Source organism: Kluyvera genomosp. 2 (assembly GCF_036759865.1).
In the GTDB taxonomy this organism is placed as follows: domain Bacteria; phylum Pseudomonadota; class Gammaproteobacteria; order Enterobacterales; family Enterobacteriaceae; genus Kluyvera; species Kluyvera ascorbata_B.
Genome location: NZ_JAPKIA010000007.1, coordinates 93221 through 108346, shown reverse-complemented (window position 1 = coordinate 108346; position 15126 = coordinate 93221). Strand labels below are relative to the sequence as shown.

18 protein-coding genes are annotated in these 15126 nt (G+C 54.2%); 11 read left to right on the top strand and 7 right to left on the bottom strand.

All coding sequences use genetic code 11. The features are described from left to right. Nucleotides 1-41 precede the first annotated feature (41 nt). From pdxH to anmK, 3 genes are all read right to left on the bottom strand, one after another. On the bottom strand, nt 42-698 hold the full coding sequence (pdxH, locus tag V6942_RS09310) for a pyridoxamine 5'-phosphate oxidase (protein WP_106927049.1): 657 nt from the start codon (nt 696-698) through the stop codon (nt 42-44). A 57-nt stretch (nt 699-755) separates the two neighbouring features. Next, nucleotides 756-1079, bottom strand: coding sequence for a C-type lysozyme inhibitor (gene mliC, locus V6942_RS09305; protein ID WP_106926796.1), 324 nt, complete (start codon nt 1077-1079; stop codon nt 756-758). 93 nt (nt 1080-1172) lie between these two features. After that, nucleotides 1173-2297: an anhydro-N-acetylmuramic acid kinase gene (gene anmK, locus V6942_RS09300; protein WP_182930492.1), complete on the bottom strand. Its 1125-nt coding sequence runs from the start codon at nt 2295-2297 to the stop codon at nt 1173-1175. Nucleotides 2298-2572: 275 nt separating this feature from the next. Between anmK and slyB the strand changes: the two genes are divergently transcribed. Both slyB and V6942_RS09290 read left to right on the top strand, forming a co-directional pair. After that, on the top strand, nt 2573-3040 hold the full coding sequence (gene slyB, locus V6942_RS09295; RefSeq protein ID WP_106926792.1) for an outer membrane lipoprotein SlyB: 468 nt from the start codon (nt 2573-2575) through the stop codon (nt 3038-3040). Between the two features lie 218 nt (nt 3041-3258). Further along, a complete protein-coding gene (locus tag V6942_RS09290) occupies nt 3259-4617 on the top strand; it encodes a GGDEF domain-containing protein (RefSeq protein ID WP_106926790.1) in 1359 nt (452 codons plus the stop codon). A 71-nt stretch (nt 4618-4688) separates the two neighbouring features. Here V6942_RS09290 and slyA read toward each other — a convergent pair whose 3' ends face one another. Then, on the bottom strand, nt 4689-5129 hold the full coding sequence (slyA, locus tag V6942_RS09285; protein WP_106926788.1) for a transcriptional regulator SlyA: 441 nt from the start codon (nt 5127-5129) through the stop codon (nt 4689-4691). A gap of 195 nt (nt 5130-5324) precedes the next feature. Between slyA and V6942_RS09280 the strand changes: the two genes are divergently transcribed. The 3 genes from V6942_RS09280 to V6942_RS09270 are packed head-to-tail and all read left to right on the top strand — an operon-like array spanning nt 5325 to nt 8452. Beyond that, entirely contained in the window at nt 5325-5561 is a 237-nt protein-coding gene (locus tag V6942_RS09280; RefSeq protein ID WP_106926786.1) for a DUF1656 domain-containing protein, read from the top strand. Between the two features lie 9 nt (nt 5562-5570). Beyond that, complete coding sequence (locus tag V6942_RS09275; RefSeq protein WP_182930490.1) at nt 5571-6431, top strand: HlyD family secretion protein; 861 nt, start codon at nt 5571-5573, stop codon at nt 6429-6431. Next, nucleotides 6428-8452, top strand: coding sequence for an FUSC family protein (locus V6942_RS09270; RefSeq protein WP_333501142.1), 2025 nt, complete (start codon nt 6428-6430; stop codon nt 8450-8452). Before V6942_RS09275 ends, V6942_RS09270 begins: the two co-directional genes overlap by 4 nt. Before the next feature lie 36 nt (nt 8453-8488). Here the strand turns inward: V6942_RS09270 and V6942_RS09265 are convergent, their stop codons facing one another. Further along, a complete protein-coding gene (locus V6942_RS09265; protein WP_106926780.1) occupies nt 8489-9385 on the bottom strand; it encodes an aldo/keto reductase in 897 nt (298 codons plus the stop codon). Between the two features lie 49 nt (nt 9386-9434). Next, entirely contained in the window at nt 9435-9674 is a 240-nt protein-coding gene (locus V6942_RS09260; protein ID WP_106926778.1) for a DUF1289 domain-containing protein, read from the bottom strand. A gap of 143 nt (nt 9675-9817) precedes the next feature. Here V6942_RS09260 and V6942_RS09255 point away from each other — a divergent pair, with 143 nt between their 5' ends. The 4 genes from V6942_RS09255 to rnt all read left to right on the top strand — a co-directional run bounded on the left by V6942_RS09255 (nt 9818) and on the right by rnt (nt 12795). Then, nucleotides 9818-10414: a TetR/AcrR family transcriptional regulator gene (locus V6942_RS09255; RefSeq protein WP_106926776.1), complete on the top strand. Its 597-nt coding sequence runs from the start codon at nt 9818-9820 to the stop codon at nt 10412-10414. 55 nt (nt 10415-10469) lie between these two features. Then, a complete protein-coding gene (locus tag V6942_RS09250; protein WP_106926774.1) occupies nt 10470-11567 on the top strand; it encodes an alkene reductase in 1098 nt (365 codons plus the stop codon). A gap of 72 nt (nt 11568-11639) precedes the next feature. Beyond that, nucleotides 11640-12047 carry a lactoylglutathione lyase gene (gloA, locus tag V6942_RS09245; protein ID WP_106926772.1) on the top strand — a complete coding sequence of 136 codons (408 nt, stop codon included), beginning with the start codon at nt 11640-11642 and terminating at the stop codon, nt 12045-12047. Nucleotides 12048-12150: 103 nt separating this feature from the next. Then, nucleotides 12151-12795: a ribonuclease T gene (gene rnt / locus V6942_RS09240; RefSeq protein WP_106926770.1), complete on the top strand. Its 645-nt coding sequence runs from the start codon at nt 12151-12153 to the stop codon at nt 12793-12795. An 86-nt stretch (nt 12796-12881) separates the two neighbouring features. Here rnt and grxD read toward each other — a convergent pair whose 3' ends face one another. Beyond that, nucleotides 12882-13229, bottom strand: a complete 348-nt coding sequence (gene grxD / locus V6942_RS09235; protein WP_106926768.1) for a monothiol glutaredoxin 4 — start codon at nt 13227-13229, stop codon at nt 12882-12884. A gap of 340 nt (nt 13230-13569) precedes the next feature. Here grxD and V6942_RS09230 point away from each other — a divergent pair, with 340 nt between their 5' ends. Beyond that, nucleotides 13570-14388, top strand: a complete 819-nt coding sequence (locus V6942_RS09230) for a C40 family peptidase (protein WP_182930488.1) — start codon at nt 13570-13572, stop codon at nt 14386-14388. A 122-nt stretch (nt 14389-14510) separates the two neighbouring features. Next, nucleotides 14511-15092, top strand: coding sequence for a superoxide dismutase [Fe] (gene sodB, locus V6942_RS09225; protein WP_106926764.1), 582 nt, complete (start codon nt 14511-14513; stop codon nt 15090-15092). Nucleotides 15093-15126 lie beyond the last annotated feature (34 nt).

The window sequence follows — 15126 nt, the reverse complement described above, 5'->3', positions numbered from 1 at the left end:
ACGCCCTCAGCGCTAGCGCTTAAAACAACAAATTTCGGGGATTACGGCGCCAGCCGGTCGATTTTCCAGGCACCGTCTTCGCGCTGGTATAAAAAACGATCGTGCAGACGATGTTCACCGCCCTGCCAGAACTCCATCTGTTCAACAGAGACGCGGAAACCACCCCAGAAACTCGGCAGCGGTACTTCACCCTGCTGGAATTTCTGCTTCAGCTCCATAAATTTGCTTTCGAGAATACCGCGCGCGGAGATGCGGCTGGACTGTTTTGACACCCAGGCACCTATCTGGCTATCGCGCGGTCGGCTATGGAAATATTTGACCACTTCCAGCGTCGATAAACGCTCGGCCTTGCCAATAACCATCACCTGACGATCCAGCATATGCCACGGGAATAGCAGGCTTATGCGCGGATTTTGCTCGAGTTGATGCGCTTTGCGGCTGCCCAGGTTGGTGTAAAAGACCAGCCCTTTCTCGTCATAATGCTTCAGTAGAACAATACGCTGGTACGGCTGGCCGTTTTCATCGACCGTTGCCACTACCATCGCCGTCGGATCGGCCAGTTTTGCTTCACAGGCCTGAGAAAGCCAGCGTTCAAAAAGCGGGAGCGGTTCAGCGGGAAGGTCGTGGCGACGCAGGCCGCCACGGGTGTACTCTCGGCGCAGATGCGCAATTTGCTGCAGATCGTCGTTGTCAGACATGGCGTTGAAACCCGTAATCATTCGGTGGCGTTATTGTGCGCCGCCCGCCTGAAAATCTCAACGCTTAGGATTTTGTAACTGACAGTTATTCAACACGATACGGTCACGTTTGTAGACGGTCGCCTCATTGCCTTTCGACCAGAAAACGTAGATACCGTCGGTATAACGCGCTCCGGAAGCGGAAACGCCCTGCGCAAGGGTCTGCTGTTGATTATCATAGATAAAGCTCACCTGCTGGCGCGAGTTGTTGAGATGCACCGTCAGCGGTTTTTCATCACACTGATACTCCAGCGTGTCGGTTTGCATCCGCTCCATAAACTGGTTATAGGCGCTACAGCCTGCGAGCATAAAAGGGAGAGCAACGATAAGAAGTTTTTTCATTTTTCCGGGCCTTTCGACATTCCTGGTCAAGGAGTGATTTTCACACTCCCGTTTTGCTTAAGTCTACCGGCCCAGTGTAAAAGATGATGTCAGTTAACTCTTATTATTCTGTGGGTTCGCGGGGAAAATGGCCCCCAGCACGCTTGCCTGTGACGCGCCGGTCACCGACGGCAGGTTGCCCGGTAACCCGGCAACGGTACGCCACGCCAGCCATGCAAAGGCCAACGCTTCCATATCATCACCGCTGATGCCGTATTCGTCGGTGGTCGCCACCTCGGTTCCGGCAAGCAGCCCGGCAAGGCGCGCCATAACCAGCGGGTTGCGGCTGCCCCCGCCGCACACCAGCAGACGCTCGCATCCACCGCTCAGCAGCACCTGCTCGCTGATGGTCACCGCCGTCAGCTCGGTCAGGGTCGCCTGGACGTCCTGGGCGCGCAGCCCCGGATAGCGTGCGAGGAACTGTGCCAGCCAGCCGTAGTTGAAGTACTCACGGCCGGTGCTTTTCGGCGCGGGTGCGGCGAAATAAGGATCGCTCAGCATATCCTGCAACAACGGCAGAATAACCCGACCTTCATTCGCCCATTCGGCGTCTTTATCATACGGTTTGCCCAGGCTGCGCCAGATCCAGGCATCCATCAGCATATTGCCTGGACCGGTATCATAGCCACGTACCGGTTGGCCGGGTATCAGCAGCGAAAGATTAGCAATGCCGCCAATATTCAGGATCATGCGGCGCTCGCTGGGGTCTGCCAGCAGCGCCTGGTGAAAGGCCGGAACCAGCGGCGCGCCCTGCCCGCCAAGCGCCATATCGCGACGGCGGAAATCCCCCACCACGCTCACGCCGGTGCGGGCGGCAATAATATTGTTGTCGCCAATCTGTAGGGTATGGGGCGCATCGCCGGTCGGTTCATGCCAGACGGTTTGCCCGTGGCAGCCGATGGCCACAATATCCTGGGCGGCCAGTTTTTCCTGAGCCATCAGCGCCATAATGGCGTCTGCAAACAGATGCCCCAGTCGGTTATCCAACTGGCCCAGTTGAGAGAGCGTGAGCGGCTGCCCCTGGCAAACGGCCAGTACTGCTTCTTTCAGTGCGATGGGGATGGGCCAGGAAAGGCTCGCCAGCTGCGCTACGCTATGTTGATCAATAACCGCCAGCACCACATCCACGCCATCAAGGCTGGTTCCTGACATCACGCCAATATATCGCCCGGATTTCATACGCCGTCCTTAGTCAGCTCTGTAAAGTTAACACTCCAGCATAAAGCCGTACGTAATGCTATTAACCAATAATATTTTTTAACAATATACGCCCGCCCCACCGCTGTTTTTAGCGCTGCGCCACAGTTTTTCTTGCGTTTAGCGTTGGTTAAGTCAGGATGGCTTATTATCGTGAATAATGAATGCGGAAGATATGACCGCTCCGATCAAATGCCATATAATTGTTTAGTACGGATGCTCAAGAGAGCAATTCTTAGTGAACTGGAGATTCATAAATGATGTTACGCGTATTGGCTGTTTCAATGATTGGTTTATCCCTGGCCGGATGTGCCAACAACAGCGGTTTGTCAGGCGATGTTTACTCAGCATCCGAAGCAAAACAGGTTCAGAACGTGACCTACGGTACCATTGTACACGTGCGTCCGGTTCAGATTCAGGGTGGCGATGATAGCAACGTCATCGGCGCTATCGGCGGTGCAGTACTGGGTGGTTTCCTGGGCAACACCGTCGGCGGCGGTACCGGTCGTTCGCTGGCTACCGCAGCGGGTGCCGTTGCCGGCGGCGTAGCGGGCCAGAGCGTCCAGGGCGCGATGAACAAAACCCAGGGCGTCGAGCTGGAAATTCGTAAAGATGACGGCAACACCATCATGGTGGTGCAGAAACAGGGCGATACCCGTTTCTCAGCCGGTCAGCGCGTCGTGATGGCCAGCAACGGCCGCCAGGTAACCGTTTCTCCGCGTTAATGTTCTTCGGGTGCGTGCCTATCGCGCGCACCTGCTTTCATAACACTTACCGCTTACTTCCCTTCTATTAATTCATACTACAAATAGATAAAATCTATTCAGGCAATCTATTATTTGCGCACGGACAATATTTCTTTACAGCCAATCTATTAAAATTGAGTCCAATCCGGGCAGGACGCCCGAAGGTTTGCAGCGCTTAGCGTATACAGGACTCATCTATGCTTTTAAAATTCCCACTGCAACGCTTCTTGATTTATATCACGATATGCCTGATTGGTATTCTGTTACTCAATCATTTTTCTACTATTTTTATTCGCCACGTTCCCTCGATTGCGCCTATTCTTTTTCCCACGCTGACGATGTTTCTGATGGTCTTCCACACGATGATCGCGGTATTCATGGTGATGAAGTACCTGTGCGACAGGCAGCGTCTTTATTTGATGGCGATTGCCTGTGCCTTTGCCAGCTCAGCCATTTTGATGATGGGGACGCTGAACAGCTACCCGATGTGGTTCTTGTGCGGTGCCGCAAGCGAGGTGAACTATAACGATACGCTCATATTTTATTTTTTCCGCAATATTATTATGACCGTATTGTTTATTGCTTCGGTGGGCTTATACGCCATCAAATCACGCGATATGCACAGTACCAGAAATCATATTTTTATATTATGCGGCATCTTCGGTTTCGCCATTATTATGCTGATATTATCGTGGCTGTATTCCAGCCATAATCCAGCGTTAAGCGTACATCTGGTCGATAATGCCACATATCAATATAGCGAAACGTGGAACGATATTATGAACTGGGCATTGGTCATAATATGGTTGGTCACGCTATTTACGCTGATATTTATCACTCGCCTGAACAATATATTCTGGTATAGCGGTGCTTTCTTCTGCGCCTGCTATATCTTCACCCTACTGGTGCTGATGTCCGGTCAGGACACCGCCAGCTACAGCTGGTATCAGGCACGACTGTTTGAAACTATTTCAACAATGTTCCTGATCTTCGTTCTGTTTTGCGATGTGTTCACGCTGTACCGCCAGTCAAACACGAAATACCTGAACTCGTACCAAAACTCCATCCGCGATCCATTAACGCGGCTGTACAATCGCAGCTATTTCTACGACTCTTTTACCGCGCTACAGGCTTCTATCGCCAGCGGAAACCCGGTATCGGTTATTGTGAGCGATCTGGACCACTTCAAGCGCATTAACGACAAATATGGTCACCTGCAGGGCGATAAGGTGATTCAGTTCGTCGCGAAAGTACTACAGGACTCGGTACGCCAGAATGATATCGCCGCGCGCATCGGCGGTGAAGAGTTTGCGCTGCTGTTAGCCAACACCGATGCAGAAGAAGCCCACGCTATCGCGGAACGTATTCGTCTGGCCATCGGTCAGCATGATTCCAATAGCAGCCAGGACAAGTTGCCTGAGCCAATTACCATCAGTATCGGCGTCTTTACCGTGACCGATTTGTCGGTACCGGTTGAAGAGTGCGTGCGTCGCGCTGATGAGGCGATGTACCGCGCGAAGGGAACGGGACGAAACCGCGTTGTGGTGTGGGAATGAGAGTATCCCCCTTCACCAGGCGTGTGCGAGGGGGATAATAAAAAACCCGCGATATTCGCGGGTTTTTAGTGTCAATCGCGTGATTGCAGCTCGATGATGTTCTGCTCAAGCTTACGAATAAGCGTCGTCAGGATCTCCAGCTCATCGGCTGAGATACCTGCCAGAATATCACCGCGCGTATGGCTGATGACCGCTTCCATTTCCTGAATCAGCGGTTCAGCCTTCTCAGTTAACTTAATACGTTTAGCACGACGGTCGCTGGCACAGGTCTGGCGGGAAATCAGTCCCTTCTCTTCCAGCTGATCCAGTGTTCGTACCAATGACGGCTGCTCAATGCCGATCGCTTTAGCCAGTTGGATTTGCGACTGTTCAGGCGGAAGCTGATGAATGTTATGCAGCGTGACCCAATGTGTCTGCGTAAGTTCCAGAGGTTTGAGGCGATGGTCAATCAGAGCACGCCAAATGCGCACCAACCGTGCCAGATCAGAACCTAATGGCGATTCCAATTTCATCTCCTTATAATTAGCTTGCTAAGTTATTATACTGATTTTAGAATAGTGTGCAGTATTTAAATTAGCAAAACAAATGAATTGCCACGTGCACGTAAACCAGATCCATGCTTTACACTGTTTCAAATCATGTGATTTTATGTCAAAACACGACACACTATCGAGTTATAACTCTTCAATTGCAAAGGATTTCTGCTTGTGAAGTCGATTCTCCACATCCCGGGACTGCCTCTACAAGACCTTGTCGTCGGTGCTTCGATCTATTTTCCTCCCGTATTTAAGGCAGTTCTGCTCGGCTTCCTGTTCTGGCTGGTTCTCCACCGTCTGCTGCGTGACTGGATGTACGCTGGTGATATCTGGCACCCGCTATTAATGGATCTCTCTTTCTTTGCGCTTTCGGTATGCCTCGCGCTGCTGCTCCTTGTCTGGTGGTGATGTCATTCAATGAAAAAATTAAAATACTTCTCAACGCTGCTGATCGCCGCCGTTGCTATCGTCGCCGTCTGGCTGGTCTGGAACTATTACATGCAGTCACCGTGGACGCGTGACGGTAAAATTCGCGCCGAACAGGTCGACATCACCCCGCAGGTATCCGGTAGCATTCTGCACCTCAACGTGAAGGATAATCAGTTTGTGAAGGCCGGTGACGTTCTGTTCGAAATAGACCCAACGCCGTGGAAAATCACCGTCATGAACGCCGAAGCCAAATGGGCCAAGGCGCAGTCCGACCTACTGCGCGCAAGCCATGAAGTGGAACGTCGACGGGGGCTGTCGCAAAATGTTATCTCCGCTGAAGACCTTGATACCGTCAACATCGCGCTGAAAGTCGCGCGGGCCAATGCAGACGCCGCTAAAGCCGAACTGGACCATGCCCGCTGGCAGCTGGCGCAAACCGAAGTCAAAGCGCCGGTCGACGGCTGGGTCACCAACCTTACGACCCGAGCAGGCAACTATGCCGCGGTCGGCCAGCCGGTTTTCGCCCTTATCGACAGCCACTCATTTTATGTTGTCGGCTATTTTGAAGAGACCAAGCTGCGGCATATCCGCGAAGGCGACCGCGCAGATATCGTACTCTATAGCGATAATAAAAAGTTACAGGGTCACGTTTCCAGCATCGGTCGCGCTATCCACGATCAGAGCCTGGCCACGGATGGAACGCTGGTTGCAGACATCAAGCCAACCATCCCCTGGGTGCGCCTGGCCCAGCGCGTCCCGGTTCGCATTGCGCTTGATCCACAGCCTGCGGATACCATCCTGATCGCGGGCACCACGTGCACGGTGTCAATTACAGGCCGTCAGCAATGACCCTGCCCACGCTGACGTGGAGCGCATTGCCCTGGTTTAAAGCCACCGTTCCTCAGTGGCGCTACGCACTGCGCAACGCGATCGCCATGTGTCTGGCGCTGACTTTCGCCTACTGGCTGAATCTTGACGAACCGTATTGGGCCATGACCTCCGCTGCGGTGGTCAGCTTCCCCACCGTCGGCGGCGTCATCAGCAAAAGCCTGGGCCGCATCGCGGGCAGCCTGCTGGGCGCCAGCGCCGCGCTGCTTATCGCCGGGCACACGCTGACCGACCCGTGGCTCTTTTTGTTCGCGATGTCTGGCTGGCTGGGTTTTTGCACCTGGGCCTGCGCGATGTACAGCAATAATGTCGCCTACGCCTTCCAACTGGCGGGCTACACCTGCGCCATCATTGCTTTCCCGATCATTAACGTGGTCGACGCGACTAAACTGTGGGAGATAGCCCAGGCACGCGTTTGTGAAGTGATCGTCGGTATTCTGTGCGGCGGGCTGATGATGATGATTTTGCCCAGCACCTCCGACGGCAGCGCGCTGCTTACCGCGCTGAAAAATATGCACGCACGTCTGCTTGAGCATGCCAGTATGCTGTGGCAGCCGGTGACCACCGACGCCATCCGCAGCGCCCACCAGAGCGTCATCAGTCAGATCCTGACCATGAATCTGCTGCGCATTCAGGCCTTCTGGAGCCACTATCGTCTGCGTCGGCAAAATGCGCTGCTCAACTATCTGCTGCACCAGCAGCTGCGCCTCACCAGCGTTATCTCCAGCCTGCGGCGGCTAATGCTCAACTGGCCCAATCTGCCAAATCATGTTCGCCCTGTGCTGGAAACCTTGCTCCAGGCGCTGGCGTCTCCGGGCTGTGACGCCTACACCGTCGCGCGTATTATCGCCCCTCTGGCCCCCGTCGATCCGCAGGATTATCGCTACCATGCCTTCTGGGATCGCCTGCGCTATTTTTGTCGTCTGTACCTTAAAACCAGTCGCTGGCTTCAGCGGCTGGAGAACGCAACGGCGGTCACAGAGTTTTCCGTCCCGGCTGCGCCCGCGCTGATGCGCCATACCGATCACGCCGAGGCGGCCTGGAGCGGTATCCGGACCTTTTTCGCCCTGGTCAGCGTGGGAGCATTAAGCATCAGCACCCAGTGGGAGTCCGGCGCGGCGGCGCTGACGCTGGCAGCCATTTGCTGCGTGCTTTATTCCAATGTCCCCTCGCCGTTCAGCTCTCTCACGCTGCTGATGCGCACGCTGATTCTGCTGTCATTCTTTAGCTTCGGCGTTAAGTTTGGCCTGATGGTGCAAATTAACGATCTGTGGCAGTTCATGCTGTTCTTATTTCCACTGCTACTGACCATGCAGCTGTTAAAGCTACAAATGCCGAAACAGGCACGGCTGTGGGGATCGCTGATCGTCTTTATGGGTTCGTTTATCGCCGTGACTAACCCACCGGTGTATAACTTCGCCGATTTTCTCAACGATAATCTGGCCAAGATTATCGGCGTCGGGCTGGCGTGGCTGGCATTTGCGGTACTGACGCCCGGCTCGGACGCGCGCAAAAGTCGTCGCCATATTCGCGCGTTACGCCGTCACTTTGTCGATCAGCTCAGCCGTCACCCGTCAAACCGCGAACATGAGTTTGAATCTCTGGTTTATCATCATGTTAGCCAGCTCAGCGCGAGCCAGGATGACGCCGCGCGCCGCTGGCTGCTGCGCTGGGGCGTGGTGCTGCTGAACTGTTCGCACGTGGTGTGGCAACTGCGAAGCTGGGAGGCGCGCTCGGACCCGCTGTCGCAGGTGCGCGATATGTGTATTAGCCTGCTGCGGGATGTAATGAGCGAACGCGGGGTGCAGCAACGACCGTTAGCCGCAACCCTTGAAGAACTGCAGCGAATTTGCGCCGCCCTGGCCCATCATCACCAGCCTGCTGCTCGTGAACTGGCGTCCATCGTCTGGCGGCTGTACTGCTCGCTATCGCAGCTTGAGGCGGCACCGGCACCCGATACGCTGACCGAGCAAACGGCGTAAAAACGACAGCAGGCGGCAGCGCCTGCTGTTTAGACATTACGGCACGTCGTAGCCCAATGCAGCTTTACGAATGCGGAACCACTGCTGACGAGACATATCGAGAGACTGCGCGACAATTGCCGAACGCACGCGCTCAATTTTCCCGGAACCGATAATCGGCAGCGGCTGCGACGGCAGGCGCATGACCCACGCGTAGACCACCTGTTCAATGCTCCCGGCATTCAGCTCATTCGCCACCTTTGCCAGCTCATCGCGCAGCGGCTGGAACGCGTCGTCGTTAAACAGGCGACCACCGCCCAGGCATGACCAGGCCATCGGACGAATACGCAGTTGCTGAAGCTGATCCAGCGTGCCATCCAGCAGCGTCGGCTGATGAACAGGCGAAATTTCAACCTGGTTCGTCGCCAGCGTGAACGGCAAACGCGACTGCAGCAGCGCAAACTGCGCTGGCGTAAAGTTTGACACCCCAAAATGACGCACTTTGCCGCTCTGATGCAGCGCCGTAAACGCCTCGGCCACTTCGTCCGCATCCATCAGCGGGTCCGGACGGTGGATAAGCAACAGGTCAATAACGTCGGTCGCCAGATGACGCAGTGACTGTTCAGCGCTGTGCACAATGTGCTGGCGATCGGTAATGTAATGCCCGATTGCATGTTCCGGTTTTGCCGTGGTGGCAATACCGCATTTGGTGACAATTTCCATCCGTTCACGCAGGTGCGGTGCTAGCTTCAGGGCTTCACCGAACGCCGCTTCACACTGGTAGCCGCCGTAGATATCGGCGTGGTCAACGGTCGTCACGCCAAGATCCAGATGCGCTTCCATAAAGCTGGCAAGCTCACGCGCGGACATATTCCAGTCCATCAGACGCCAGTAGCCCATGACGAAGCGTGAAAATTCCGGCCCCTGCGGCGCCAAAGTAATACGTTGAACCATAACCACTTCCTCAACAAAAAAGTTGGATTGAGTATACGCACTTTTGCGCTTAAAACAGTGAGGGCTGCTGAGGATCTTCCGTTGGATTCGCTTTCGCTGCGCGCAATTTGCGCAGTAGCCGCTGGCGACATAGCCGCAGCACTTCCTGTTTTTGCGCATCGCTCATCGTCTGCCAGTTAAAACGCTCGTCGCGACTACGAAAACAGCCGCGACAAAAGCCGCGTTCGTCCGACTGACAAATTCCCCGGCACGGACTTTGAACCGGGAAAAACTCCAGTTGCTCTGCCACGTTAGCCTCCCCATTACCTCGTCATTCCTTCATTGAAGACGTTTACTTCCCAGTACGCAACTTTTATCCCCTTTCGTGCTCATCTGGCGAGATGGGGCAAAAAAAATTTGCATTAGACCAATCGGTCTATTACAGTGCCTGCTATGAGCAAATCCATTGAACATGATACCCGTGAACATATCCTGGCAACCGGCGAGCGTCTTTGCATGCACCGCGGTTTCACCGGGATGGGCCTGAGCGAACTCCTGAAGACGGCGGAAGTGCCGAAGGGATCGTTCTATCACTATTTTCGTTCAAAAGAAGCCTTTGGCGTGGCCATGCTGGAGCGGCATTTTGCTGATTATCACCAGCGCCTGACGCAGCATTTCACGCAAGGGGCCGGTAACTACCGTGACCGCTTGCTGAACTACTACCAGCACACGCTTGAACAGTTTTGCCAGCAAGGTTTGATTAGCGGTTGTCTGACCGTCAAGCTGTCTGCTGAGGTGTGCGATCTTTCTGAAGATATGCGTACCGCCATGAATAAAGGTGCTAGCCAGATTATGGTTCTGCTCGCGCAAGCGCTGGAAAACGGCCGCCGTGAAGGCTGCCTGACGTTCAGCGGTGAAGCCGCCATGACAGCCCAGGTGCTCTATTCACTGTGGCTGGGGGCGAACCTGCAGGCAAAAATTTCGCGCAGTTCTGCACCGCTGGAAAGCGCGCTGACGCACGTCAGAAATCTGATTGCTGCGCCGGAATAATCCCGGCGTTTTTATTTCGTAAATTGCTAGACGACCGGTCTACTTAGGAGTCACCATGTCACAAGAAAAACTGTTTACCCCACTGAAAGTGGGTGCGGTTACCGTCCCAAACCGCGTGTTTATGGCCCCGCTGACGCGCCTGCGTAGCATCGTGCCAGGCGACATTCCCACTCCGCTGATGGCCGAGTACTATCGCCAGCGCGCCAGCGCAGGCTTGATTATCTCTGAAGCCACTCAGGTTTCCGCCCAGGCCAAAGGCTACCAGGGCGCGCCGGGTCTGCACAGCCCAGAGCAGATTGCCGCGTGGCAGAAAATCACCGCCGGCGTGCACGCTGAAAACGGCCGTATCGCCGTACAGCTGTGGCACACCGGGCGTATTTCACACAACAGCCTGCAGCCAAACGGTGAAGCGCCTGTTGCCCCTTCCGCGCTGAGCGCCGGTACCCGCACTTCGCTGCGTGATGAAAATGGTCACGCGATTCGCGTCGATACCTCTATGCCACGCGCGCTGGAAACCGCTGAAATTCCGGGGATCGTGAACGATTTCCGCCAGGCGATTGCCAACGCTCGTGAAGCCGGATTCGACCTGGTTGAGCTGCATTCTGCTCATGGCTACCTGCTGCACCAGTTCCTTTCTCCGTCTTCTAACCACCGTACCGATCAGTATGGCGGCAGCGTTGAAAACCGCGCGCGTCTGGTGCTGGAAGTGGTGGATGCCGGGATTAAAGAATGGGGTGCCGACCGCATCGGTATTCGCGTGTCGCCGATTGGTAGCTTCCAGAACGTCGACAACGGTCCGAACGAAGAAGCCGATGCGCTGTATCTGATAGAAGAACTGGGTAAACGCGGTATTGCCTATCTGCATATGTCCGAACCTGACTGGGCGGGTGGCGAGCCGTATAGCGATGCCTTCCGTGAGAAAGTACGCGCACGTTTCCATGGCCCCATCATTGGTGCGGGTGCCTATACGCCAGAAAAAGCCGAGGAGCTGATTGAAAAAGGGCTGATTGACGCCGTTGCTTTTGGCCGCGCTTATATTGCCAACCCGGATCTGGTCGCTCGCCTGCAGCACAAAGCCGAGCTGAACCCACAACGCCCGGAAAGCTTCTACGGCGGCGACGCGGAAGGCTACACCGATTACCCAACCCTGTGATCCTGCATTGATAGCGGCGGCCTTCCGCCGCTATACTAGTCAGATTATTCATAAGTAAGGACGAGGGATATCATGCGTTTACTGCATACCATGCTGCGCGTCGGCGACCTGCAACGCTCCATTGATTTTTACACCAAGGTGCTGGGCATGAAGCTGCTGCGCACCAGCGAAAACACCGAGTACAAATACTCGCTGGCCTTTGTGGGCTACGGTGACGAACGTGATGAAGCGGTGATCGAGCTGACCTATAACTGGGGCGTAGACAAATACGACCTGGGCAACGCATACGGTCATATCGCGCTGAGCGTTGATAACGCTGCCGAAGCCTGCGACCGTATTCGTCAGAACGGCGGCAACGTCACTCGTGAAGCCGGCCCGGTAAAAGGCGGCACCACGGTGATTGCGTTTGTTGAAGATCCGGACGGTTACAAAATCGAACTGATCGAAGAAAAAGATGCCGGCAAAGGTCTCGGCAACTGATTTTCTGCGGGTGCTTTTAGCACCCGTTTTTTCCCCCTGCCTTTCCAAGCCGCGGCAAAATTTGCCATAATGCGCGCTACTTTTTCTGAGTTAAGAGATTCTGATGTCCGACAATGCGCAACTTAATGGTCTATGCGACCGTTTTCGTGGGTTTTATCCAGTGGTGATTGATGTTGAAACCGCCGGATTCAATGCCAAAACGGATGCCCTGCTCGAAATAGCGGCAATTACGTTGAAAATGGATGAGCAAGGCTGGCTGATGCCGGACAACACGTTACATTTCCACGTTGAACCGTTTGAGGGAGCGAACCTCGAGCCGGAGGCGCTGGCGTTTAACGGGATCGATCCGAATAACCCGCTGCGTGGCGCGGTCAGCGAATACGATGCGTTGCACGCCATCTTCAAAATGGTACGCAAGGGTATTAAAGATAGCGACTGTAACCGCGCGATTATGGTGGCCCACAACGCGACGTTCGATCATAGCTTTATGATGGCTGCCGCCGAGCGTGCATCGCTGAAACGCAACCCTTTCCATCCATTCGTGACCTTCGACACCGCCGCGCTGAGCGGGCTGGCGTTGGGACAGACGGTTTTATCGAAAGCCTGCGCTGCGGCAGGTATGAATTTCGACAGCAGCCAGGCCCACTCTGCCCTGTACGATACCGAGCAGACCGCCATTCTGTTCTGCGAGATCGTCAACCGCTGGAAACGTCTGGGCGGCTGGCCGCTGCCCGTCGTTGCGGAATAACGCAAAAAAAAGCGACCTGACGGTCGCTTTTTTATTTCTGCATAGCACTCCCCGATGCCGCGCAACGCGCCATCGGGATTGAAGATTTATTCCGCTTTTGGCTCTTCCGCTTTATACTTCGCCGCGGTTTCTTTGATCAGCGGCTGCAGTTCGCCACGCTGATACATTTCAATGATGATATCGCAGCCGCCAACCAGCTCGCCGTCAACCCACAGCTGCGGGAAGGTCGGCCAGTTTGCATATTTTGGCAGTTCGGCACGGATGTCCGGATTCTGCAGGATATCAACATAAGCAAAGCGTTCGCCGCAGGCAGACAGTGCCTGAACGGCCTGCGCAGAGAAACCGCAGCTAGGCAGCTTCGGGGAGCCTTTCATGTACAGCAGGATCGGGTTCTCAGCGATCTGGCGCTGAATTTTTTCAATTGTTTCGCTCATTGTCTTGCTTCCTCAAACTTCTTTTTACGGCAGTAGTCCACCATTGTAACGTTTTGCGGCCTGAACAGAAAATAACATTTTATTCACGCCTTATTATTTTATCCTCTGCGCATTGAAGTTGCCTTATAAATATGTGTTTATCGGCAGCTGGATGAAAAACCTGCTCATTTTTTAGCTCAAGCTGTATCAAATGATGTTTTTTTTTGCACTTGCTAACGAAACAGCGTTTTGGGATGAAAAACACTATTAACATTTCGTGTTTTTATGGATTAGAATCGTTGGGTTTTGTAAACCATACCCAGGCAAGGATATTTAGCCTGCATACTCAGAGGGTTGTTCAGTGGCGCAGATAAAAAAATGGTCGATCACGCTCTGTGCATTGTTGTTTACATCGTTATCGTTCACGCCGTTGGCGCATGCAACAGGGCATGCCAAAACACCGACGGCGCAAAAATCACTACCCGTTAAGGGCAGTGAACGCAAGAAAAAGAATACGGTCAGCAAATCAACCAGCAAGAAAAAAACCAGCACCGTCGCGAAGAACAAAACCGCACCCGCGGTCAGCAAAGCGAAAAAGGCCGCTACCCCTTCACGTAAAACGGTCGCCAGCAAAACCCGCAAAGCCAGCGCGGTAAAAACCGCCAGCGTCGTGACAACCTGCAAGACGACCCGCAAAGGGCATAAAAAAACCTGTACCACCAGCAAAGTAGAAAGTCAGCCCACCACCATCGCCCAGGCGCATAAAGTTCGCGTGCAGAAAGCGCAAAAAACCGCCATGAACAAACTGATGGGCCAGTTGGGTAAACCCTACCGCTGGGGCGGCAACTCGCCGCGTACCGGTTTCGATTGCAGCGGTCTGGTTTACTATGCTTATAAAGATCTGGTGAATATCCGTATTCCGCGTACCGCTAACGAAATGTACCACCTGCGCGATGCCCGCCCGGTTGACCGCAGCGAGCTGGAAAGCGGTGATTTAGTCTTCTTCCGGACCCAGGGTCGCGGCACTGCCGATCACGTCGGCGTGTATGTTGGTAACGGTAAATTTATCCAGTCGCCTCGCACCGGTCAGGACATCCGCATTACCTCGCTGAGCGAAGACTACTGGGTACGCCACTATGTCGGCGCCCGTCGCGTGGTCACCCCGAAGACGATTCGTTAATTACTTACCCCGTTTGTTAATAAACGGGGTAAGCTTATCTTTTATCTCACCTTTTAATTTGCTACTCTATCCCCACTCAATACAAGGTTATTGAGAGTAAAAATAATAAAAGGAGAGTAGCAATGTCGTTCGAATTACCTGCATTACCGTATGCCAAAGACGCCCTGGTTCCGCATATTTCTGTGGAAACGCTTGAGTATCATTATGGTAAACACCACCAGACTTACGTCACCAACCTGAACAACCTGATCAAAGGCACCGCCTTTGAGGGTAAAACGCTCGAAGAGATCGTACGCACCTCTGAAGGCGGCGTGTTCAATAACGCGGCTCAGGTCTGGAACCACACCTTCTACTGGAACTGCCTGGCGCCGAACGCCGGCGGCGAACCGACCGGTGCCGTTGCAGAAGCGATTAACAAATCCTTCGGCAGCTTCGCCGACTTCAAAGCCCAGTTTACCGATGCCGCAGTGAAAAACTTCGGCGCAGGCTGGACCTGGCTTGTGAAGAAAGCTGACGGTTCTCTGGCCATCGTATCCACGTCTAACGCCGGCACCCCGCTGACCACCGACGCGAAGCCGCTGTTGACCGTCGACGTGTGGGAACATGCTTACTATATTGACTACCGCAACGCCCGCCCTAACTACCTGGAGCACTTCTGGGCTCTGGTGAACTGGGCGTTCGTGGCTGAAAATCTGGCTGCGTAAGCACAAAAAACCCGGCGTTGTCATGCTTCGCCGG